At 56.1% G+C, this 23,045-nt stretch carries 22 protein-coding genes and 1 pseudogene; 4 read left to right on the top strand and 19 right to left on the bottom strand.

The genetic code is table 11. From position 1 onward, the window contains the following. The 4 genes from U5K34_RS04495 to U5K34_RS04480 all read right to left on the bottom strand — a co-directional run bounded on the left by U5K34_RS04495 (position 1) and on the right by U5K34_RS04480 (position 3,881). Entirely contained in the window at positions 1–1,422 is a 1,422-nt protein-coding gene (locus tag U5K34_RS04495) for an ethylbenzene dehydrogenase-related protein (protein ID WP_322563949.1), read from the bottom strand. 259 nt (positions 1,423–1,681) lie between these two features. Continuing rightward, positions 1,682–2,380 carry an SDR family oxidoreductase gene (locus U5K34_RS04490; RefSeq protein WP_322563948.1) on the bottom strand — a complete coding sequence of 233 codons (699 nt, stop codon included), beginning with the start codon at positions 2,378–2,380 and terminating at the stop codon, positions 1,682–1,684. A gap of 141 nt (positions 2,381–2,521) precedes the next feature. Continuing rightward, on the bottom strand, positions 2,522–3,331 hold the full coding sequence (locus U5K34_RS04485) for a sirohydrochlorin chelatase (protein WP_322563947.1): 810 nt from the start codon (positions 3,329–3,331) through the stop codon (positions 2,522–2,524). Between the two features lie 136 nt (positions 3,332–3,467). After that, positions 3,468–3,881 carry a hypothetical protein gene (locus tag U5K34_RS04480; RefSeq protein WP_322567290.1) on the bottom strand — a complete coding sequence of 138 codons (414 nt, stop codon included), beginning with the start codon at positions 3,879–3,881 and terminating at the stop codon, positions 3,468–3,470. Positions 3,882–4,061: 180 nt separating this feature from the next. Here U5K34_RS04480 and U5K34_RS04475 point away from each other — a divergent pair, with 180 nt between their 5' ends. Beyond that, entirely contained in the window at positions 4,062–4,619 is a 558-nt protein-coding gene (locus U5K34_RS04475; protein WP_322563945.1) for a DedA family protein, read from the top strand. A 287-nt stretch (positions 4,620–4,906) separates the two neighbouring features. Here the strand turns inward: U5K34_RS04475 and U5K34_RS04470 are convergent, their stop codons facing one another. From U5K34_RS04470 to U5K34_RS04450, 5 genes are all read right to left on the bottom strand, one after another. Then, positions 4,907–5,434, bottom strand: coding sequence for a DsrE family protein (locus tag U5K34_RS04470; RefSeq protein WP_322563944.1), 528 nt, complete (start codon positions 5,432–5,434; stop codon positions 4,907–4,909). Between the two features lie 81 nt (positions 5,435–5,515). Next, positions 5,516–6,097: a TetR/AcrR family transcriptional regulator gene (locus U5K34_RS04465; protein WP_322563943.1), complete on the bottom strand. Its 582-nt coding sequence runs from the start codon at positions 6,095–6,097 to the stop codon at positions 5,516–5,518. Between the two features lie 415 nt (positions 6,098–6,512). Then, complete coding sequence (locus U5K34_RS04460; RefSeq protein WP_322563942.1) at positions 6,513–8,723, bottom strand: xanthine dehydrogenase family protein molybdopterin-binding subunit; 2,211 nt, start codon at positions 8,721–8,723, stop codon at positions 6,513–6,515. Then, complete coding sequence (locus tag U5K34_RS04455; RefSeq protein ID WP_322563941.1) at positions 8,720–9,187, bottom strand: (2Fe-2S)-binding protein; 468 nt, start codon at positions 9,185–9,187, stop codon at positions 8,720–8,722. Before U5K34_RS04455 ends, U5K34_RS04460 begins: the two co-directional genes overlap by 4 nt. A 374-nt stretch (positions 9,188–9,561) precedes the next feature. Beyond that, positions 9,562–9,873, bottom strand: a complete 312-nt coding sequence (locus U5K34_RS04450; RefSeq protein WP_322563940.1) for an antibiotic biosynthesis monooxygenase — start codon at positions 9,871–9,873, stop codon at positions 9,562–9,564. Positions 9,874–10,051: 178 nt separating this feature from the next. Between U5K34_RS04450 and U5K34_RS04445 the strand changes: the two genes are divergently transcribed. After that, a complete protein-coding gene (locus U5K34_RS04445) occupies positions 10,052–10,378 on the top strand; it encodes a hypothetical protein (RefSeq protein WP_322563939.1) in 327 nt (108 codons plus the stop codon). Positions 10,379–10,477: 99 nt separating this feature from the next. Continuing rightward, the gene (locus U5K34_RS04440; RefSeq protein ID WP_322567289.1) at positions 10,478–10,906 is read left to right on the top strand and encodes a hypothetical protein; all 429 of its coding nucleotides are present in this window, start codon (positions 10,478–10,480) and stop codon (positions 10,904–10,906) included. On the opposite strand, the gene U5K34_RS04435 is transcribed toward U5K34_RS04440, so the two are convergent. The 6 genes and pseudogenes from U5K34_RS04435 to U5K34_RS04410 all read right to left on the bottom strand — a co-directional run bounded on the left by U5K34_RS04435 (position 10,861) and on the right by U5K34_RS04410 (position 17,462). After that, positions 10,861–11,676: a hypothetical protein gene (locus U5K34_RS04435; RefSeq protein WP_322567288.1), complete on the bottom strand. Its 816-nt coding sequence runs from the start codon at positions 11,674–11,676 to the stop codon at positions 10,861–10,863. The two genes, U5K34_RS04440 and U5K34_RS04435, sit on opposite strands and share 46 nt — an antisense overlap. An 86-nt stretch (positions 11,677–11,762) precedes the next feature. After that, positions 11,763–13,764: pseudogene (locus U5K34_RS04430) on the bottom strand (CocE/NonD family hydrolase). Positions 13,765–13,875: 111 nt separating this feature from the next. Beyond that, positions 13,876–14,352 carry a hypothetical protein gene (locus tag U5K34_RS04425; protein ID WP_322567286.1) on the bottom strand — a complete coding sequence of 159 codons (477 nt, stop codon included), beginning with the start codon at positions 14,350–14,352 and terminating at the stop codon, positions 13,876–13,878. Next, on the bottom strand, positions 14,315–15,112 hold the full coding sequence (locus tag U5K34_RS04420; protein WP_322567285.1) for a histone deacetylase: 798 nt from the start codon (positions 15,110–15,112) through the stop codon (positions 14,315–14,317). The genes U5K34_RS04425 and U5K34_RS04420 overlap by 38 nt, the downstream gene beginning before the upstream one ends. Positions 15,113–15,115: 3 nt before the next feature. Then, entirely contained in the window at positions 15,116–16,756 is a 1,641-nt protein-coding gene (locus tag U5K34_RS04415) for a hydantoinase/oxoprolinase family protein (RefSeq protein WP_322567284.1), read from the bottom strand. Between the two features lie 298 nt (positions 16,757–17,054). Then, complete coding sequence (locus U5K34_RS04410; RefSeq protein ID WP_322567283.1) at positions 17,055–17,462, bottom strand: DUF423 domain-containing protein; 408 nt, start codon at positions 17,460–17,462, stop codon at positions 17,055–17,057. A gap of 96 nt (positions 17,463–17,558) precedes the next feature. Between U5K34_RS04410 and U5K34_RS04405 the strand changes: the two genes are divergently transcribed. After that, on the top strand, positions 17,559–18,032 hold the full coding sequence (locus U5K34_RS04405) for a PaaI family thioesterase (RefSeq protein WP_322567282.1): 474 nt from the start codon (positions 17,559–17,561) through the stop codon (positions 18,030–18,032). Positions 18,033–18,699: 667 nt separating this feature from the next. Here the strand turns inward: U5K34_RS04405 and U5K34_RS04400 are convergent. The 4 genes from U5K34_RS04400 to U5K34_RS04385 form a co-directional block, all read right to left on the bottom strand. Next, on the bottom strand, positions 18,700–19,296 hold the full coding sequence (locus tag U5K34_RS04400) for a DUF3786 domain-containing protein (RefSeq protein WP_322567281.1): 597 nt from the start codon (positions 19,294–19,296) through the stop codon (positions 18,700–18,702). Between the two features lie 52 nt (positions 19,297–19,348). Further along, entirely contained in the window at positions 19,349–20,116 is a 768-nt protein-coding gene (locus tag U5K34_RS04395; protein ID WP_322567280.1) for a LutC/YkgG family protein, read from the bottom strand. After that, entirely contained in the window at positions 20,109–21,572 is a 1,464-nt protein-coding gene (locus U5K34_RS04390; protein WP_322567279.1) for a LutB/LldF family L-lactate oxidation iron-sulfur protein, read from the bottom strand. The genes U5K34_RS04395 and U5K34_RS04390 overlap by 8 nt, the downstream gene beginning before the upstream one ends. A gap of 857 nt (positions 21,573–22,429) precedes the next feature. After that, positions 22,430–22,957 carry an aldo/keto reductase gene (locus U5K34_RS04385; RefSeq protein ID WP_416224030.1) on the bottom strand — a complete coding sequence of 176 codons (528 nt, stop codon included), beginning with the start codon at positions 22,955–22,957 and terminating at the stop codon, positions 22,430–22,432. Positions 22,958–23,045 lie beyond the last annotated feature (88 nt).

Here is a 23,045-nt window from a genome sequence, read left to right as displayed (position 1 = left end):
TTATCGCCTCGTCTCTGCCTGCAGCGTGCGCACCAATGCAAATCCGAATCCGGTAATCAGCAACATACCGGCAATCAGGGTCCAGAACCAGTGAGTGATAATCGCCGCATTGAATTCCATTTCGACCCCGTAATGGGCCAGTTGTTTCGGTGTATGCCGGGAAGCGACTGGGACATCCTGCGCGATCTTCTCCGCGCCGGCATGGGCGTGACTGGTCAACAGCGGCCAGCTGACCTGCCCGGGATAAAACAACGTCACCTCAAACCAGTCCTGTTGCCAGCCGGGTTGCTCGCCCTCGAAGCGTGCCGCGCGTAACGGCGCATCGCGTTCCATGCCCAGCGTGACCGGCAACGACACGTAGTGCCAGCGGCCACCACTCGCGTTACGGTGAACCGCGAAGGCCAGCCAGTACAGCTGTTTGTGGACAAAGGCCTTGTCATCCAACGGATGGCCCGTGTCCAGAGCCCGCTCCAGGGTCACCTCCCAGTACCCCGCCCGCCAGCGCCCCTGACTTGAGACGCTGATGTCGGAATGAGAGCCCGACCCCGGCCGCAACATCCGCCGTGGCAGGGTATCGCCATCCTCCCAGGCATGATCCGGATCGAAGGGTATGGCCTCGGCCTTGCGCAAGTAATAGATATCGTCGAAACCCAGCCGCTTTTGTTCCAGGTCCGCCCAGCTGAGTGCGGCAAAACCAACCTTGTCCGGGTCGAACATCCACATGGGCCGGTTGTTCGCACTGTCCCAGTTGGTGGTATAGACGCCCTGCCCCTCATCACCATAGCGGTACTCGGCCACAAACTGATCATCGGACTTGCCAATCGGATTGGAACGATGCGCCCGCCAATGCCACAAATCCAGAAAGTAGCCCGCCTCACGCAGCTCGCCCAGTTCCTGTTCGGGGACGATCGATGTCCAGTCCGCCGGGTCGGTTCGCGTGGCAGGCAGGTACTTGCGCACATCGGACTTGCCTTTCTTTCCACCAAGGTAGGGATGGGCCTTGACCGCTGCAGCATCCGCCTCGTCGGTGAAAAACCGCATGCCGTTACCGATAGTGGCATAACCGCCGTATTTGTCGAACGCCGGCACGCGACCGTCGTCCACCAGCATCGTCACTCGATCCTCGTAGATCCCCTGCGGCTGCCGGCCGATCGGGCTTTTGCCGATACGCAGCCACTTGCCGTCCTGATAACGGAGCATGTCATGGTATATATGCGGCTGCTTTGCGGGCCACCGGTAACGGAAGAACATCTTCTCGCCGTTGTAAGCCGCCTTCACCTGCAGGGGTATCGTCAGCGTTTGAGGGATATAAATGTTGCGGCCGGCATCATTACCCACGACACCGGTACCATGAAAAACCCAGGCGAGCAGCAGCGTAATCAGGAACAGACCAATCGCCAATCCTGAACGTGACATTCCCATCGCCCTTCCTCTTTTGCAAAAGAGATATTAATCGAGGTTGCCGGAACAACGATCAGCCGCCATCCGCAGGCTTTCATATTGACGGCTACATCTCGAAATTCCTGAATTATCGATATCCGCTGACCAAGGTGTAACAGCGAACCGGATGGAAATCAAATATTCCCCGGAGAAATCCGATATTCCATTCTCTGACGCGATGTCCGGTCAGGTCATTACAAGTTTGCAGACCTGCTTGTTGGAGGGACTATCCGGCTACCTGTCACCAGGGCATTGGGGTGCCGTCAAAACGCAGAAAGACGCCTGACTGCTCAAGCGTGAAATCATCGATGATTTGACGCATCCCCTGCACACTCTCGGCAGGTGTATACGGCGCCGAATCGCCTCCCATGCGGGTCTGGACCCAACCGGGATGCAGCAACAACACACCGACCTTGCGCGGCGCGACTTCATGGGATAAACCGGTCATAGCCGCGTTCAGGGCCGCCTTGCTGGAACGATAGGCGTAATTCTTGCCACTGTCGATATCCGTGATGCTGCCCATGTGGCTGCTGATGCCAACCAGCAGACGGCGCCGGCTGCGGGCAACCGCATCCAGCAAGGCTTCACTGACCCGCATGGCCCCCAGGACGTTCACCGCGAAGGTCTGCTGCCAGTTGGCATAATCAATGCTACCGAGTTTGTCCTTGCCCCAGCGTTCGTAATAAACACCGGCATTATTCACCAGAATATCGATGGCAACATCGCTCAATTCTCTGGCCAGCGCCCCGATCTGCTCGGCCCGGGTGACATCAAGCGGATGGACGGAGACATTCGGATGGTCACTTGCCAGCTTGTGCAGTTCATCGGCCTGCTCCGGAAAGCGACACGTAGCGTAGACCCGCCATCCCAGCTGTGCATACTGACGCACCCATTCCAGACCTAGCCCGCGGTTGCTACCCGTCACGAGGATCGAGTTCATATTCATATCCGATCTATATGCCAAATCGTGTGGTCAGTAAACCCTGGACAAAATCGCTGTAACGGACAACGGGGCTTACGAATTGCAATAGAACCGGTCTCTTGCCGGCCGGATCCTCTGTATACTAGCCGGCACTTTTAACTACTCTCCCGCTTCAAGACGATCTTTGAGAATTTCCAGTAACAACGGATGGTCGATGATCAGGGGGGTAATAGTGTAGTTAAGCTGCGGATAATCGCTCGTCACGGTATTGCAGATTTCCGCCACGTCGCCATGCGGGCCGGCATGGCGACCGGGGAGGAAGAAGAGCATGGCGACGATCACCTCTGTCACACCCCGCTCCGCCTGTTGTCGCAGCCAGGTCGCGAGCAGATCGCCGTTAAAATCGTATTCTTTGCCTTCACGGCGCTCCATGACCGCCTGGTCCACCTCAAGGCCGTGTTGCCTTGCCAGAGTTTGGGCAACGCCCCTGCGTACCTCGGTTATCATCGGGCTCGGGGAGCCGTGGTCGACCAGTACCAGCTTTGCCCCATCTACGCTCTGCCGCCGGGCCTGCTGGATATGTTCGAACACGACCTGCGCCAGGCGCGGTTCGCCCTCGGGCAGGGGCCAGGTGACCGGGGCCACCCTGACCGTCAGTTCGGGATATGTCGATTTGAGTCTCGCCACCTCGGCGGGAATAAACGAGGTGATCGCCCGGCTCAGTCCGAAGAACAACGGCACCACCACAAATTCCTGTTCACCCTGCGCCAACCGGGTCCGGAGAAATTCGGGAAACACCTGCGCGGGCGTACCATCCAGTTCCTCCTCGGGAATCGCGTCTGCATGCTGCAGCGAGACCGGGTGGATAGTCTTGCCCGTATGTTCGCTCAGCCGGGCGGCCAGGCAACGCAAATACAATGTAGCGTCCGGTTGTTTGGAACCGTTATCGACAAGCAGGTAAACTGGCATGGAACTCTTGGTCCCGGGTCATGAGCACACCCCATCTTATCAGCTTTTGCCGAAGAGCAAAGACCCGGACAAATCACCCCGCAACCTTCCAACAGTGGTGGCGGGCAGATATAATCTTCTATTTATTACTGATTTTTTATTTCGCTTTACGGCGACAATATTCTTTGCCCGCCTGGGTCAGGTAATACTTCGTGCCGCTGACACCGGCAACCTCTTCCACCATACCTTTATCTACAAGCTTTTTCATGGCATGTTGCGCATGGATCATACTGATACCCATCCTGTCGGCAATGGTTTTCATCAACACACCCTTGTCGCCTTCCTTTATGAGTATCGTCAGAATCCGGGCCAGTTCCGCCTTCTTTTCGCGCTCCTTCTCTTTCTCTTCATTCCTGGCTGATGCGCGCTTTTTGGGGTCAGGAGCACTGATCCGGTTCTGCACTTTCCAGACAACCGTGTCGCCCTGCTCTTCCCTGACCAGCCCGCCCTGCTTGAACCGGTAGCCTAGCCTGACCAGCTTTATCAGGGTCGGGAGCATGATGACGATCATGATGACCAGAAGCCATAGCGGGATTGATATGCTGTAAGAAAGTAATGACATATGAATAACGTCCAGGCCTGCCTTGCGTACGATATAGTCGGACTGAGTTATTGAATCAGCCCAAAGTACCTCTTAACATTAGGTAATTCCGTGCTCCGTTCCCGGTTTTCAGACAGAGGAATCCATCGCGTGACGCTCGAATCAGCCATTGCCACCTACGGCTACCTGGCAGTCGCGCTCGGCGTTTTTGTCGAGGGCGAGGCGATTGTATTGACCGCCGGCTTCCTCGCCCACCGGGGACTGCTGGAATTACACTGGGTGATGATGGCATCAATCATCGGCTCGATCCTGACCTACCAGTTTTTCTTTCTGCTCGGCCGCCTCAAGGGTCGGGCCGTACTGGAAAATCGCCCCGGGTGGCAACCGCGCGTGGCGCGGATTCGCAGTCTGCTCGAGCGTCACAATATGCTGATCATCTTTGGCTATCGGGGTCTGTTTGGCCTGCGCGCCATCACCCCTTTCGCTCTGGGCATGACCGGCATCAGCCACCTGCGCTTTACCCTGCTGGATCTGATACCGGCCACGGTCTGGGGACTGGGCGTCTCCTGGGCCGGCTTTGCCCTGGGCAAGGGTGCGGAAAAGCTGCTGGAGAACCTGGAGGAGTACCAGTACTGGCTGGCTGGCGCGGCACTGCTTGTTGGTCTGCTGATCGCCGGCCTGTATGCCCGGCATCGGATGCAATTATGACAAATCAAAACCCATCAGCGTTTCTTATAAGCTCCCGGCTACGTATCCCGTTTTCAATGACAAACAGCGCAAGGATTATCACCATTTTGTGAGCAGCACATAAAAAAGGGGAGAGGCACATCCCCTTCCAGAGCGTTACCACTAACTAAACAAGCGTCCCGAATACCAGTCCAGAGAGATTGCTTCGTCACGTTGTTCCTCGCAATGACCCACGATTTTCGGTCATTGCGAGCGAAGCGAAGCAATCTTTTGAACAAAGTGTTCGGGTATTCGGAACACTTATTTAGTTACTTTTTCTTCTGTGGCTGATCGAGATAACGCACATCGCGTACCGAGTACGGAATCGGGTTGATGTACTCATAGCCCTTGGACTGCAGGTAGGCAATCTCCGGAAAACCCGCCGGGACAACGGTAATAAAGCCGTGCATGTCCGAGGGTTCAAAGCCCGCTGCACGCAGCGCATTGTTACACATCCGGAAATCGACCCCGTCCTCGGCCAGGGCGGCCAGCTTATCGACGATTCCCTGATATTTCATGTAGTTCTCCTTGGCAAACAGGCGCAGCTCCGGCCCGTGGGTAACGACTACCATATGGCCCTTGAGCGGTTTGGCCGTATTTTTGACAAACGCATGCAAAATATTGAGCTTTTTGGGGTCCTCGTAATTGGCATCAAAAACAGCATTGATGGTCGGGTACTCATGCATATTGGTCTTCGCCGTGCCGTAGGGCGCCATCTCTTCGGCCTGGGCGATAGACAACGGCGCTAATAGCAGGCTCAGTAACATTGCTTGCAGTGCTCGATTAATACTTCTCATCTTGCTTCTCCTCACTTCTCGTTGGGTGGTGGTGTTATCCCGACAACCCGTGCCGGCTGGTTATCGTGTTTTTAGTTTGTATTAATAATCCGATTCAAGATCCGCCAGCCAGGCGCGCAATTGATCGTTCTCGCGCCTGATCAGATCGGGATCACTTAACGCATTGGCAATCAAACTGATACCCTGCAATGCCGCCAGCAGATGCAGGGCCAGATCCGCCGCCCGATCCTGGTGTCCCATCTCGACAAAACGCGCTTCGCACCACTGCAACAGAATCCGCAAAGGCTGCGAGGCCAGCTGTTGCTTCTCGCCGCCCTGCTTGGCGAGCTCATAACACAAGCTCCCGATGGGGCAGCCATATCGGGCGTCGATTTCGCTGTCCTCCTGCCAGATATTGATAACCGCCTCGATCATCGCCCCGGCTGAGGCAAGCTGCTCAAAGCCGTGCAACCGCTCCTCAAGCTCACGCACCCGCTGTTCGACAATGGCGCGAACCACATCGTCTTTATTGCGAAAGTAGTAATAGATACTGCCACTCGGCATCTGCGCCTGGCCGGCGATCGCCGCCAGGGTGGTTTCCGCAAAACCCTGTTGATGGACGAGCCGACTGGCCGCTTCGATCAACTGTTGCTGGCGTTGTGTATTGCTCGGGCGAGGTGTCATCGAAATACCTAGTTAGTTAACTAGCTATAGTCTAGTCCAGCCTATTCGGGGACACAACCTGGTCGTTTGCTAAAAGAAGTGATATCAAACCGGGTTGTTATACCCGATGAGCGGCAGGAATTAAGCAGTTATTGATATGCTTATTTGAAGGTTGCGAAGCGCTACCAGATTTTTCTGGGGGTTTTCAGCCGCACAAAAGAGAAGTCGGCAAATTGCAGTCGCAGTTGGCAGCGTTAGACTGTAGCGTCCTTCCGGACGCAGCAGGGCCAAGAGAGCCGTAGGAGCGCCTCTGGCGCGACAAGCCCCGTGGCCCTGCACGATCTATCGCGGCGCAGCCGCTCCTACCGAGCCATATGGTGAGAGTGTTTTCCTCGTCACTCGTCACTCGGCCCTCGGCCCTGCCCGAAGGGCCAGGCTAGGCCGCACTCAAATCCACATCCTTGAGCGGCACCTGCCGGATTCGCTTGCCGGTGGCGGCGAAGATGGCGTTGAGCACCGCCGGCGCGGCGACGGCGATGGTCGGCTCGCCGATCCCGCCCCAGAAGCCGCCGGAGGGCATGACAATCGTCTCCACTTTTGGCATCTCATCCATCAGCATGGACGGGAAGTCATGGAAATTGGTCTGCTCGACGCCGCCGTCCTTGATGGTGCACTCACCGTAAAGCAGCGCCGACAGACCGAAGACGAACGAGCCTTCCACCTGCGCCTCGATCTGTTGCGGGTTGACGGCATGGCCGGGATCGGTGGCGGCGACGATGCGGTGGATTTTGAGTTTGCCCTGCTCATCCACCGATACCTCGGCGCAGGCGGCCACGTAACTGCCGAAGGTCTTGACCACCGCCAGGCCGCGATGCACGCCTTCACCGGCCGGTTTATCCCAGCCGACTTTTTTGGCCACGGCATCGAGCACCGCCCGGCTTTTTGGCTGATCGGCCATCAGGCTGCGGCGGAACTCGAGCGGATCCCGGCCGGCGGCATGGGCCAGCTCATCCAGAAAACATTCCATATAGATAGCATTCTGGTTGATGTTGACCCCGCGCCAGAAGCCCGGCGGCACCGGCGGGTTGCGCATGGCGTGCTCCACCAGCAGGTTGGGCACCGTGTAGCTGATGGCGTGGTCGCCCTCGGAGTGAAAGCCCTGGAAAGTGACCGGATCCATGCCGTCCTGCAGCCCGTCGGGCATCACGGCGGCCAGGATCGACTGGCCCGAGATACGCACGTTCAGCCCGGTCAGGTTGCCGGCCTCGTCCAGCGCGCCGACCAGCTTGCAGTGGGTGATGGGATGATAGTGACCGTGGGCCATATCCTCCTCGCGGCTCCACAACAATTTGACCGGGGTACCGGGCAGCTGTCTGGCGATGGTCACCGCCTGGGTGACAAAATCATGAAACGCCCCGCGCCGACCAAAGCCGCCGCCCAGGTGAATCTTGTACACATCACACTTGTCCACCGGTAACCCGGCGGCGTCGACCGCCGCCTTGAGAGCCGCCTCACCGTTTTGCGTGGGGCACCAGACCTCGCACTTGTCTTTGCTCCACAGCGCGGTGGCGTTCATCGGTTCCATGGTGGCGTGGTTCTGGTAGGGATAGCGATAGGTCGCCTCGACGGTGCTGGCCGCGCCGTTTAACGCCTTGTTGACATCACCGGCCTGGTTACCGACAAAGACATCCTTGTCGGAGGTCAGTCCCTCCTCGAGCATTTTATCGATCGCGGCGCTGTCGAGTTTCGCGTTCGGCCCATGGTCCCAGGTGATCGGCAACGCCTCCAGCGCCTGGTTGGCCTGCCACCAGGTATCGGCCACGACGGCGACGGCGTCCTCACCCACGCGCACCACATTGCGCACGCCGGGCATGCCGGTGACCTTTTTCTCGTCAAACGCTTTGAGCTTGCCACCGAAGGTCGGGCAGGCCTTGATCGCGGCGTTGAGCATGCCGGGCAGTTGCAGATCGGCGCCGAAGATCTGCTTGCCGTTGAGCTTGTCGTCGGTGTCCAGACGCGGGATCGGCTTGCCGATGATTTCCCACTCGTCCGGTTGTTTCAGTGCCACATGCTGCGGCGGGAACAATTCGGCAGCCGCTTCGGCCACCTGGCCGTAGGTGAGCGTGCGCCCGCTGGGCTGGTGGGTAATCACGCTGTTGGCCGCGCGACATTCGCCTTTGGGCACATCCCAACGATCGGCCGCCGCCTGCAGCAGCATCTCCCGCGCCACGGCCCCGCCCTTGCGCACATAGCGGTGGCTGTCGCGGATGCCCCGACTGCCGCCGGTGGAAAAGCTCCCCCAGATCCGATCCCGCGCACGGTTCTCGCCGGGGGTCGGGTATTCGGTAATGATCCTGTCCCAGTCGCACTCCAGCTCCTCGGCCACCAGTTGCGCCAGGCCGGTCAAGGTCCCCTGGCCCATTTCGGAACGGGCGATGCGAATGATGACCGTGTCATCGGGCTGGATGACGACCCAGGCGCCGATTTCGGGGAAACCTTCGGAGGGCAGCTCATCCCACTCGCCCGCCACGGCCGTGGCACTCATGGGCAGATAGAGCCCGAGGGAGAAGCCCGCGCCCAGCCCGGCCGCGCGGGTGCTGGTGATCAGAAACTCGCGCCGGGACACATCGATGCTGTCGGTTTTCATGAGGTGCGCTCCTTGCCGATCGCCACGGCCCGGTGAATCCCGCGCCGCACCCGGTTGAAGGTGCCGCAACGGCAGATGTTGGTGACCTGGTTATTGATCTCCGCGTCACTGGGCTCGGCGTTGTTGTTCAGCAACGCCGCCGCGGCCATGATCATCCCCGGCTGGCAGTAACCGCACTGCGGCACATCCAGCTCCTTCCAGGCCTGCTGCAGCGGATGGCTGTTATCCTCGGAAAGCCCCTCGATGGTGACGATCTGCTTGGTGACATCCATGGCAGAGACCGGCACGGTACAGGCGCGCACCGCCTCGCCATCGACATGCACCGTGCACGATCCGCACAGGCCGATGCCGCAGGCATACTTGGTGCCGGTCAGCCCCAGCTGCTCACGCAGCACCCAGAGCAGCGGCGTCGAGCCATCGACCTCCACCTCGACCGTTTCGCCGTTGATGTTCAATGTTGCCATGCGAAGCCCTCCGAAAAACCTGCCAGAAGTCTAGACGGGGCAGGCAGGCTTAACAACAGGCTTTGAACGTAGTTTTTGTGGGAAAAGAAAATTGGCAGAACAGCTGAATAGTGAGCCTGTAGGAGCGCCCCGCGGGCGCGACTGCCGAATCTGGCACCGTCGCGGTCGAAGCCCGCTCCTACAGGGATTGTATAGATAGTTGGCAGTTGGCAGTTGGCAGTTGGCAGTTGGCAGTTGGCAGTTGGCAGTTGGCAGTTGGCAGTTGGCAGTTGGCAGTAAAAGCTGAACCGGGTTCATTCATCGGTCAAGTGATCGATCATCGTCATTAAACAATTCCAAGAGTGGTGTATACAACGTGCCAGAGGCCCGGGCTGTTAACCGGATTGTTCGCTGGCCACGACGACCTCGTGCATTTCCAGCTTGCCCTCGCCGTCGAATGCTTCTTTCGGCATCAGATTGCTGTGGGCCAGTTTGAAATCCTCGCTGCCTACCCAGGCCTCGAACGACGCTTTGTCCTGCCAGGTGGTCAGCACCACATAGGGGGTCTCATCACTCTCTGGCCGGAGGACTTCCATGCGCACAAAGCCCGGCTGCTGATCGATCTGGCCGGCCCGTTGGCGAAAACGTTCCTCGAAGGTCTCTTCCCATCCGGCGGCGACCGGCACGCGATTGGCGACAATAAACATGATTACAACTCCACTGACAAGCGATTTTAGCGTACCTGGCAGTTTATCAAAGATGAGCGGGAAAGCGGTTGCAGTAAACCGGATTACATCAAGAGGTGGCTCACCGCGCTTGATAGCCACTGCCAGGGATGCAAGACTGAGCGACCGGTTTACTGAATAACGACAATGGGAGAGCCTGATGGCGGAGATTATTGAACTGCCCGATAATTTTTTCGGCAAACACGATCGCGAGCGCGTGGAAAGCTTTGCCGCTCACGAAGTGGCCCACGGGCGGGCGACGCGCTGGCACTGGGCCAAGGACAACGATGATGACGATATTTTTCAACTGTTCGCCGGCGGCGCGGACGAGTATCTGGTCCTCACCCTCAGCCGGGATCGCGAGCAGGATGCCTACTGTGCCCACGACGGCGAGGGCCGACACCTGGTCAGCGGCTCGCTGGATCATGTCATGGCCGAGGTCGATACTTTTCTCAGCTCGCTGCATGGGGAGCCGCCGGCCTCCTGAACCGCCGCCCGGTTCCGGCAGCGCAACGATCGTCACCCGCCCGGGTGAGACGTCGGCGCCCCACCCCACCGACCAAGACACCCATGAATCCCGTCGAAAATGAGCGAATGGCTGGAGCGATTCCGCATCCAGCTGGCCCGGCCGGATGCAATATTGCCGCTCTCCTTCCTCGGGCTGGTCGCCGGCATCCTGGCGGCCCTGACGGTCATCGCCCTGCGCCTGCTGGTCGACGCGGCGCAGACCTCACTCTATCCGATGACGCAGGCCGGAGACTTCGAGTCCCTGTCCTGGCACTGGCGGCTGGGCACTGCCCTGGCGGGCGGGCTGCTAATCGGAGTGCTGTTTCGCCTGGTATCGGCTCCGGCGCAGACCGTCGGGGTGCTGCATGTGATCGAACGCCTGGCCTATCATCAGGGCCGCCTGCCGTGGATCAACGCGGTGGTGCAGTTTTTCGGCGGCGCGATTTCGATGATCGCCGGGCATCAGAGATCAGGCGAGGACATGGCGATGTTTATCATGCGGTGCTGAATCTCTATGGGCAGTGCGGAGGGATACTGGTACCGGGCAAAAGAGGAACTGGCCTGCTCGCGAATGGAATCAACGATACCATAGCCTACGACATTGCCGTTATAGGAATATCCTTCCAGGGTACACTGAAAACCACCAATGGGGGATTCGGCGATGCAGGTTTCAGGCATCCGGACGATCTCCTCGGGGATATCGCCATAGTTCTCCATGAGGTATTTGAACGGCTCTCCTATATACCCGATATGCTTTCGCATCTCTTTTGCAGCCTCATCAAACTGGGCTTCGCTGTTGATTTGATAGGAAAGGAAAGACTTGAAGGCCTTCATTGGTTTTATCCAGAACGGCGGCAAAATGTCTATCTTGGAAAAGGCCTGTTTATCAAAGGGGTCGAATGGCTGGAACTGTGGAATATGTTCGGCAATCACCTTGTGCTGCTCAAGACGGCTCCAGTACTTGTTTTCGCATTTTAAAATAGACTCAAGGCTCGGTCCGGGAAGATTGAAATGTCCGGCCAGGATAGGGACCAGATCGGTCCCGGGAAAGTCGTAAAACGTTGCCACCCCGTCAATGGATTGACCGGATGCCGCCACCGTTTCCATCGCCCGTATGGCCTTGTTAACCAGCGCTTTGATATCAAAGGAAGCGACATTGCGTATATCCGATACATCCAGTGCTGCGTGAAAGTTACACTCTTCCGCCTGAGGCAGATTTTCCAGTTTCTTTCTATTGAATTCGTCAAAGCCTATAATAAAGATATTTTTTTTTGTCATATTCCGGCGTCTTCCCTTTCCAGTATTGCTTCCATATGATCTTTATGCCACCTCTTACAACACAACAACACAGGCGAAATCCCCCGCTACCCCAATTGGCGAGTTATTCTTTCATCCCAACTCTTGCTGAAAACACGCAAATCTCCTTCAAAGGCATCCAGGGTCGCCCGGATCTTGAAATGGGTTCGTGTCGATGTCAGAACCGTTCTGGTTACCGTCTGCAGCTCATGGTCGTCGCGCTTAAAACCGCGCGTTGCAATGACCTCTCCCTTGACCGTATCGTAATTATTGTTGAAGTAAGTAAACATCTCCCTGACATCCTTCTGGATGGCAAGATTACTGTCGTTGAGGATGATTTTGGGATCATTATTGACCACATTGACCCGCACACTGTTATCGACAAGATTATGGGTTACCGTCCATTCCCGCTCGGCAGGGGCGAGGAGCGTCGTATCAAGACTCTTCAGTTTGGGCGGTGAATTGAATATCCTCAAGTCGTTATCTTCGTTCGACTTGGGACGAACCGGCAGCACAAGGCGGGAATTCTCGGTATAGACCGAAAGCTTGACGGGTTCCGGAGAGGGCCAGGCAAGGGGCCAGTATGATGTCGAGACAGACAGCCTGATCTTGTGGTCCTGAGGAAACTTCTGGGCGATATAGTTCATGGGAATACAGACCTTGTACCTTTTGCCGGGTTCAAGCTCTTCGGGATATTCATGGCTGTCCCGGTGGGTGAGATTGAGCAGGCCGTAGGTAACCCGAGTCGCCCTGTCGTTTGCGGCGATATCGGTAAGCCGCACCGCGATCATACCCTGCGGTTTGTCAATGGAAACCTCGAGTTCGGCATAAGGCCTGCCCAGAATTTCCAAATGATTGTCAAGGTAATCCGTTTCAAAGATAAGCGCACCACCGTCTTCTTCCCGCTGGTCCCAGGGAAGATCGGCAGATTCGGCATAGGAGCACCACTTGCCACCGAAAAGACCAACACTGAGCGGACTCTGAATGTCTATTTTCTTTTTGTACCGCCTGGCAAGACGCTCCTCGGCAAGGCCGTGCTGGCTAATGATATACTCCTTTTCCGTAATCCTCTCCGAGGGCCAGCTTTTCTCGGCAATCCAGCGCCCCGGTCTTTTAGCAAGCAGAGGTGAAACCGTATCCTGCATCCAGGCGCGCAGGATGGGCTCCTCCATTATCCCGGTATCCTTATCTTTCAACCAGCTGTCCCACCAGCGTAAGCACTCGCCGAGAAAATCGATCGTCGGACCAGGCCCGCCCATGTGAGGATATTTATGTCCCCAGGCACCCACGATCCCCTTCACCGGCGAGCGCAGATTTTCCACCAACCGAAAAACGGTATTGGAATAGCCGTCGGCCCATCCACTGACGGCCAGGACGGGTACCTTGACCGCCTCGTAATTCTCGCATATGGATGCATGTTTCCAGTAATCATCGCGCGTTTGATGGGAAAGCCATTTTTTCAGCCACAGGCCGCTGCCCTCAAGGCGCTCAAGCCACATATCTCTCCACTTCTCCCCGGCGATGAGGGGATCCGGGGGGCAGGAGTTGTAGGCAAACATGGTTGAAGCCCAGGAAAGCTGGTCTGTCAACAAACATCCACCCATGTAATGAATGTCATCGGCATACCTGTTATCCGAAGAGGCCACCGAGACAACAGCCTTGAGCTGCGGCGGTTGAAGAGCGGCAAGCTGGAGCCCGTTGAAGCCCCCCCAGGATATGCCTATGATGCCGATTTTGCCGTTGCACCATGGCTGGGACTCGATCCATCTGAGCAGCTCCAGGCCGTCATCGAGTTCCTGCTGGAGATACTCATCCTTTAAGATGCCTTCGGAGTCACCACTGCCCCTGAGATCTGCACGGATGCAGGCATAACCGTGACGGGCAAAATAGCCATGCACTTCGGCATCTCTCTTGGCCTTGAAATCGCCTTTTCTGTAAGGGATTATATTCAAGAATAGCGGGAACGGGTGCTGTCGAGGCGGATTCCGGCAGCCAGATCTTCGCCGCAATGGTGCAGCCATCGGGCATCTGGATCCATTGATTTTCTATGACGTTGATATTCTCTTCCATTTTTTACGCTCAAAAAAAATCAGCTCAAACTATTTCCGCTCAAAGACATCCTCGACTCTATCCTGGAGAAACGTCACCGTGTCCCGCTCACCGTCCGTTGCAGCGAACTCATCACGCGCCTTTCTGCGGCACGTGGGACAGCTGTTGAATGGAATACAGAATCCAGTGCAAATGCTGATGCAGTCCCTCGGCGACCACCTCCGAAGTACCGGGACAGTGGGGGCAGAGTTTGTACAACCTGGTCTCCGCCACCTGGAAGCCGGTGGTGTCATAAAAAATCTGCTTACGCTCCACCACCGTCTCCTTACCGGCATACTCCTTTTTCATTTTCTCCCTGTCTGCAAAGAGCTGCACGGCCTGGTCACAAATATCCTCGATATAGTTATTCATATCCTCGCTCTGTCGAAAGCGCTCCGGGTCATAATCCGGCTCACGCACATGGCTGGTGTCCATCCCCGCCATGGCCAGGATAATACCGAGATTGGTATAGGGCAGGGCGCCCTCGATGGAATAGCCGCCCTCCAGCACACAGATATCAGGGTTGAGGTTTCTATTCAGCCTGGCATAGCCCTGGGCCGTAAAATTCATATTGGTAAGGGGGTCGGAATAATGGTTGCTCCTGGCCGGCTGAATTGATAATGAGCTCCGGCTGGAATTCATCGAGGACCGGTAGGACAACACGCTCCATGACCATATCAAAGCCTTCCTCCGAGGTTCCCGGAGGCAGGGGAATATTGATAGTATAGCCGGGCGCCGAAGGTCCGCCGGACTCATGGAGAAAGCCGCTTCCCGGGAAAATGGTACGGCCATCCTGGTGCATGGAGATAAACAGGGTATCAGGATCGTTGTAATATATATCCTGCGTACCGTCTCCGTGATGGCAGTCGGTGTCGATCACCGCGATTTTGCGGATACCGAAATGACGACGGATATACTCCACCATAATGGCCTCGATATTGACAATGCAAAACCCCCTGTCGCCAAAGACGGTCTGCATGGCATGGTGGCCCGGCGGTCGGACCAGGGCAAAGGATCTCTCCACTTCCCCGTTCATCACCGCCTGGGCCGCCCGGATAGCACCGCCGGTTGAAATGAAGTGGGAGTCGGTCAACAGTGAAGCAGGCGATGGAACACAGAGATGGACCCTGTCGATATCGACTGCCCGTGCCATTTCCGGATTAAAAAATTCTATATTGTCAACATCCTCCAGGCCTTCCTCGATCAGTTGATCCTTGGTGTAGAGCAGGCGCTCCTCACGTTCCGGGTGCGATGGGCTGATACACCAGTCAAAGGCGGGAAAGAGGACAAGACCGGTTTTGCGTTGCGCTGTGGGCATATAGATTGTCATAGCTTACTCCTTCGTCAGTCCCGGCCTGATCTGCGCTTTAAGTGAAAATATTTTGCCGGCTGTGGCAAATCCTCGCACCGTGTTCACCTCCAGGCGTTCGATAAAATCTACCTGGGGCGGATGTTGTTCCCCCATCTCGGCGGCCATGGAGCACACCGCCTCCTCAAGCCTGGCCTCCGCCTCGGCCATGTCGAATCGCTTGCCGATGCTCTCCATCAATGAAATTTCGGGTATAGTCATTGTGCCCATGGCAGTATCGCCGTAAAGGCTTGCCTGAACAGTGATGCGGGCCCTGGCGGATCCCACGGCATTGGCCACTTCGTAGTCAGGAGGAACAACACAGTCGAGCCCGAACCGGTTTTCAAGAACATTCTGCAGCGCCTGGGCCGGACCGCCAATGGTGATTAACCGCTCAGGACGAATCTTCTCCCGTTGGAGAAAATCCGTGACGGTATACACCGGCCTGCTGAAAGCTTCCTCTATCATGCGCTCAACGGCCTCATGCACCCTCCCGGCAAAACACTCCAGGAGTTCGGCGGCCGTTTTTTTCTCCGGCTGGTCCGGGATGAGTCGGCGCATGCCCTCACCCGCCTTTTCTGCTGATCCTTCCGTGATGGTGCCCAGAACGATCATGGCATCGGTTGGCGTCGGCATGCTGCCGCCAAAGCCCATGGGTGGGCCGACTCTGCCGGGGCCGATCTGAAAATCGCCATTTTCCCTGGCCACCACGGAATCCCCGCCCAGGCCGATGCTTTGAGTGAGCAGGGCGCGAATCAGCGTGGGCCGGCCTGCCACAGTTGCGCCATAGGGCTCGAGCAGCGGCACACCCTGGGCCAGCAGGGCGATATCCGTTGTTGTCCCGCCAATATCAAGAAGTATGGCATCACTCTCACCGCCAACAATGGCAAGCGCCCCCATGACGCTGGCTGACGGGCCGGAATGGACGGCCTGGCAGGGAAACTCACAGCCACGATCAAAGGGGATGGTACCGCCGTCGGCCTTGAGGATGTAGCAGGGGCAGTTGATGCCGAGCCTGGCAAAACCATCCTCCATTGCCTTGCGGAACCGCGAAAAACCGGTTTTAAGAGCGGAGTTGAGCCAGGTGGTATAGACCCGCCGGGGGAAGTTCGGCATCCCCGAAAGACGGTGCCCCATGCTGATATAACGAAAATGGCGGCGCAGCTGATCGCCAACCCACAGCTCATGCTCGTTGTTTCTGTGAGAAAACTTGGTGACGACACCGACTGAATCTACACCATCCCGCCGCAGGTTTTCAATGGCCGAGCTCACTTCCACCGTGGTCGGACCGCGAAGCACCTTGCCCCGATGATCCACCGCTCCGGAAAGAAAATAGAGATCGTCACCCACCTTGAAAAAATCAGGATTCATGCCCGGCCCCGCCTGAACAAGCATGCCGACGCGATCAAGATTGCCGCTGATCAGGGCATTGGTGCACAGTGTTGTACTCAGATGGATCCTGCTGAGTTGCGCACTGCCGGAAGGGAGCAGCGACTCCAGCAGGGCTATGATCGATTCTCCAAGATTGTCATGATCGACGGCAACCTTCTTCTTTGCAACAATTGCATTACCCTGGAGCAGAACGCCATCCGCGTGGGTACCTCCGACATCAATTCCGATAATCATATTTCCCCTCGATCCAGATTGCAGACAAAACCATCCACCGGCGGGACAACACACCGTTACAAATACCGGGATCAGCCAGACCAAATCGCTTCCCCTATACGTCGTTACGATGTGTAGTTACAATGCAACAACACCCTCCACTTCTGATACTATTCAATATGGTTGAAAAAAACAAAGAAGTTTTCCGATACAGTAACGAATGGCCACTCCAGCGAATTTGCTATCCGACACTGTATCCCCGCCCAACGCCATCTTCCGCATCGAAGATGCCGCAGATGGGTGCCCGGTTATCTATTAGCTACAGTCGGAGCACCAGGCGGCATAACACCTGCCGGTCTAGCGCGAACTTCGGTGCGCAACACGCCAGGCAAGCCCAGCCCAGAAGAAACAGCATACCACCGGCAGGCGTTACAAGTCCGGCATCAATTGAGCTGAACGCCATCACATAAAGACTGCCGCAGAAGCACAGGCATCCTCCGAGAAACGACACTCCCGCAGCAACAGCCGTTTTTGAAGGAGTAGCATGCGAGGCCATCAACAACGACGTGGCAAGCAGCGCCAGGGCATGAATAATCTGATAGCGAACCGCCTTCTCCAGCCACAACGCCTGGATTTCATTCAAAGCTGAGGAATGTGCACTCCAGGCACCAACAGCAACCGCGAGGCCGGCCAGTACCGAGCCAAGTGCAAAAAACAAACGAATCATACTATTCTCCCAAAAAACTGATATAGTGGTCATATTTGCAACTCTTTACCATTGCACACTATACCTGTATGGAAATAACTACTCAAGGAGCAACTCATGGAAAAATCCTTTCAGGACCACTACCCGGAATCGTACAGACACTGCTACGGCTGCGGACCGGACAACGATCACGGACTCCGGATTAAGAGCTACTGGGACGGTGACGAATCCATTGCCGATTTTCAGCCACAGCACTACCACCTCGCCTTTCCCGGCTATGTCTATGGCGGCCTCATCGCCTCTTTAATCGACTGCCATTCCACGGGAACAGCGGCCGCGGCAGCCTATCGCCGGGCTGGGCGAGAGCAGGGCTCATCCCCTCCTTTCCGTTTTGTTACGGCCTCACTGCATGTCGATTATCTCAAACCCACCCCCATGGGACCCCCGCTTCATCTTCGTTCTCGGATTGCCGAAATAACCGACAAAAAAGTCATAGTTACAACCGATCTTCTCGTTGAAGGAACAATAACGGCCCGGGGAAAGGTTGTCGCCGTGCGTATCCCCGAACATCTAGTGCCTGAAAAAGAGTGATCACCCAACATCCGGACACAACACCTGAATACTGCCGTTTGCATGTTCCATCGGGGTTATTTTCGAGAATTATTCCTGGAAACGTCGACCGTGATGCATTGACAGGGGTGCAGCCTGTTTACTTTTTTCACTATGTCTGCCGGTAACTCCTGAGTATTTTTTTTCCACGTTCAGGCGTTACCGGGCAGTAGACGTTGGCATAATCCCTCGTTGGCGTAATCCCTTTGAGGGAAGACTGCATATCCAGCCCAACTGGATACCACTCTCTACATAAAGGAGATTAACACAATGGCTCACACCTGTAAAAGTTGTGGCGCAGTGGCCGATGATCCAGGCCATCTCTGTGATCCGACCACGGAAGTTCTCTCCTGCGTAATTCTGCGGGGGGGAGGATGTGGGGGTTAATCATGTCTGCAAGGAAAAGCTCGCGGCCATGAAATACTCCTGCGGTTCCTGCGGCAAAATGGCACCGGACGAGACGAGACTGTGTCAGCCCCAGGAGATTAAATAGCTACCGGGGGTAGTTACATTACGTCGCTTCTCCCATAAGTAGTTACGCTAAGACTTGGAAAATATTCACTCCTTATTGGGCCCGTTTTTCCACTGACAGAAGATCGGGCCTTTTTATTGCCTTGTTCCATGGCATCCCAGGATACCTCAAGATATCTTAAGATACTTTAGCGATGCGCCCGCAGGCATGCGAGAGCAGGGCAAAAACCACATCGAGTTGCAGCGTATCGGCGACGGAAGCATCGATGAGCAGTTTGGCCTCGGCCTCAAAATCGTCATCGCTGCCCCAATACAGCAGAGCAAGCCGTATCGACCCTATAATATCAAAGCCGAAGGAACAATCAGCCATATCTAGCGGCGTGCCGCCGAGCTGCCGGCACCTTTTGCCCAACATTTCCATATCATCACCAAAGGCATCCACAATGAGGTCCGTGGGTATTCTATGCGGGCCACGGAAAAATGTCGGCCCTCCACTGAGGTCTTTTTCCGATATCCACTGGCCGGCAGGTGTTGCCTTCTTTTCTGCAAGAAGATAATTGACCAGAAATATAGAGAAGTAGATCGGGGGCTCGGCGGTACCCGCCTCAGGCCGAATCATAGCCTGATGCGGGCAGACAACATATGAGCCACCCCATGCTCGTACCGTATAGCACTGCGTCTCTTCATTATATTCACAGCAAGGAGCGAGCACGACGTCTGCCGCATTCCTCCCTGCCAATTCCGCATACAACCTGCCATCAACCAGATCTGTCATAACACGCTCCCGACTTTGTATGATATCGGCTACTGTTTTGAATGAAGGAATTTTAAGAAGAAAACAACCCTGACCCACGCAATCCTTCAGCTTCCTTCAGCTGTTCATCAACAACGACAAGATGCACCTGTCGTGGCCCGTGAGCACCATGCACCATATGGGCTTCGATTTCGGCTGTTTTTGATGGCCCCGAGATAAAGAGACAGGAGTGCTCCGGCGGTTGCTGCCGAAGCATGGCATAGACTTCAGACAACTCCGCCAGCACATCTTTAAGATGGATAAGGGCTATATGGACTGATGGGACCAGCGAGGTGGACCGCGGCCGGCCGGGTTCTCCAAGTTCAACAATGGTTGCCGATTCGGCCACCGCCCATCGGGGAGCCGTCAGACCGACATAGGAAGCAATGGATTTTTCCCGCACCTGGCTGTCAACAGCGTAGGCAGTATGGACCTGAACCGCTTTACCAGAGAACCTCTTCCACAATTGCAGCTTTGCCAAGACTGTATCATCATGCTGAATCAGCTGCTTGGTATGGCCAAATTCAGGCTCGGCTTTTTCAACGATTTCGACGATCCTGGTGGCCGCATCGGCCAACGACTTAACCGGCTGAACATCCAGATTGATCTTCTCTGCATTTTCCTGAAGAATTTTCAACAATGCCTGCTTTTCGACATGGGTGCGATACTGAATCCTCTCCAGCACTGCGGCGTCATCGGCACTTGCAAAAAGCGACGCGCACTCCTGGGTGGTACGTGCATCTTGTGCCGAATACCCCAATGATTTCCGGATATCGGCGAGAAACAAATCCTTCTCATCCATCTTTCACCCCGTGTTGTGTTCTGCCTTTGCCATGCCGTTTTTTCCACCGTCTGCTGAAGGGTTCCCCGGCAAGAGAGGGCATATCACGGTCAGCACACCAGCGTTTCGCCGGGCCCGGCAGAATACTAAGGAGGCTTTTCCGGCCGAAGAGAGGTCTCTGCATCCAGTAGCCGCAGCGCAACGCCAACCGATACAGTGGTCCCGCTGCTATACTAATACGCCACAGCTTGAACACCAGAGCTTCCCCCCGGTCATGTTTTCTCGTCTGCCATTTCCGATCACCATAGGCCAGCTTATATCGCAGTTCCAGCAACATACGCGGTAAATCGATTTTCACCGGACAGATATCCAGGCAGGCACCGCAGAGGCTTTCCCCCTTACACAGATCGGCATACTGGTTGATGCCAAAGAGCAGAGGGGAAACAACGGCTCCCACGGGCCCGGAATATGGTGAGAGGTAGGCATGGCCGCCGATACGGCCATAGACCGGACAGATATTGAGGCAGGCGCCGCAGCGAATGCAGGCGAGAACCTCCCTGAAGGCATTGTCACCAAGAATTTTGGATCTGCCGTTATCTATGACGACAAGGTGGAATTCCTCGGGACCGTCGGGGTCACCGGCAAGACGTTTACCTCCGGCAAAACTGACATACGTGCTCAGTTTCTGTAGCGCGGCGCCCTGTGTCAAAAGCTGCAGCAGCCCCTGGTGATCCTCCATGGTTGCGGCAACACGCTCAAGACCCATTAAGGCGACATGCACTCTGGGCATGGTGGTCACCATGCGAATATTGCCCTCGTTGGACACCAGACTTATCCGGCCGGTCTCGGCGCAGGCGATATTGCAGCCGGTAATGCCCATATCGGCATCCAGCATCTTGTGCCGCAGCGTGCTCTTCTGGCAATCCGGTAAGTTCGGCGGGTATCGTCGGTGCAAGGCAACAGCCAGTTTTTCCTCAAAAAGCCGGCCAATCTGCGACCTGTTCAGATGAATACAGGGGGCGATCGTGTGCGAGGCCTGATCTTCGGCAAGCTGGATGATATATTCACCCAGATCGGTCTCAAGCACCTCGATGTCACTGCCCTTCAGCGCCGCATCGAGCCCAATTTCGGCCGAGGTCATCGATTTGGACTTGACCACGGTTTCGACATCGTTCTTGGCCGCCACCCTGAGACAATAGTTCACAGCATCCTCGGCGGTTTTGGCAAAATAGACATGACCGCCCGCCTTTTCGACATTTTCAGCAAGAGTGGAGAGAACGACATCGAGATTGGCAAGCGTTTCCATCCTGGTATTCTTGGCACGGTCGCGCAAGCCGCTGTCCGTCATGGAGGCCCAGTATTCCATTGCCCCCTTGCCGAAGTTGTTCTGCAGCTTCTTCAGGCTTTTTTGTAGACAATCATTGTCCAGCCCCTTGCTTGCCTCTTCTCTATAATTTCGGCCTGCCTGAAGGGTCATGACCTTGCTTCTCCGGCTGCCAGTATTTCGGCAATATGAAGCACCTTGACGCTCTCACCTCTTCGTGCCATACGCCCCTTGATATTCATAAGACAGCTGGCATCGCAGCCGACAACATACTCGGCGCCGCTGGCCATCGATGTCGTCTATCTCTTCATCGACCATCGCCGTGGATATGCCGAGGGTAGTTGACACTGAAGGTCCCGCCAAAACCGCCAGCAGACATCGCTGTCACGTGAGCCACCGATAAGACGCAGCCCCTCAACATTGCGGAGCAGCTTGCGGGGTTGTTCCGCTATGCCCGAGACCACGAAGAAGACCTGACAGGGATCCTGGTCGGCTGGACATCCCCCTTAGATTTCGCACCCGAGATCGGCGACCCCCACGCACATCGGTGAGATATTCGCTGAACTCATAGCACCTGTTGCCGATTTCCTTGACATGCATACGGAATTCGAGATCTTCGCCGGCAAACAGTTCCGGATAATGATTCCGCACCATATGGACACAGGAACCCGACGGGCAGACAATCTTGTCGGCGCCGCCAAAGACCTTGACAAAGCGGCGCGGCCGCGGCCCTCGCCTCCTCGACGATATCCGCTGTTCCAGGCCGGCTGGCCGCAGCACGTCCGGCCTTCCGATACTGCCAGAGGGCCGTTCCAGCCGATTGAAGCGCGTTATTACCATCGGCCATCGCCCCGCCTGCGCAGGAAAGCATGGAATCCACCGGCGGCGTCGCGATAAAATAATGATACTTCGGGTATGCGTGTCGCGCTGATCCCCCTGCCCGTGTCCGGCCCCATTGCACGGCAAAGGATTTCAAGGTAGCCTTCAGAGTCTTCCTCCGCTGTACCAATCTATTCATCCCAGATTCCAGCCACAGTATAGCCCGAGCCGGGTGCAGCAAAAAACCCGCCGTCAACATAGCGGTATTTCATGTCGAGGCTTTTTATAGCCTGCATGTCTTCATCATCAAGCACGACATCCGCAGCGGCTAAATTCTGCTGCAGTCGCTCCTGGTTGACAGATTTGGGGATAACCACCGTATCGCGCCGCAGAGCCCAGCCAATAAGCACCTGGGCCGGGGAAATCTTGTGCTTGGCACCAATTTCGACGATAACGGGATTTTCCAGAAGCGAAGGTTCATCCTGCTTTTTCATACCCTTTGGCCTATCCACCGAACCCAGCGGTGAGTAGGCTGTGAGCAGGACGTCCCTTTCACGGCAAAAGCGCAGCATATCTTCCTGCTGCAGATATGGATGCAGTTCTATCTGGTTCATCATCGGTGCAATTGATGCCTGATTAAGAAGATCACCAAGCTTTTTAGTACTGAAATTACACACTCCAATCTGCCTGATCAACCCCTGCCCAACGCATTCCTCCATGGCCTGCCAGGTCTCTATTATCGGCACCTCCTCGGGTTTCGAGTGTCTCCCGGCCCCTTAGGGAAAAAGACCTGCGGTTTGAAAGCAA

This window comes from Thiohalophilus sp. (assembly GCF_034521165.1).
Classification (GTDB): Bacteria; Pseudomonadota; Gammaproteobacteria; order UBA6429; family Thiohalophilaceae; genus Thiohalophilus.
This window is presented reverse-complemented; position numbering and strand designations above follow the sequence as displayed.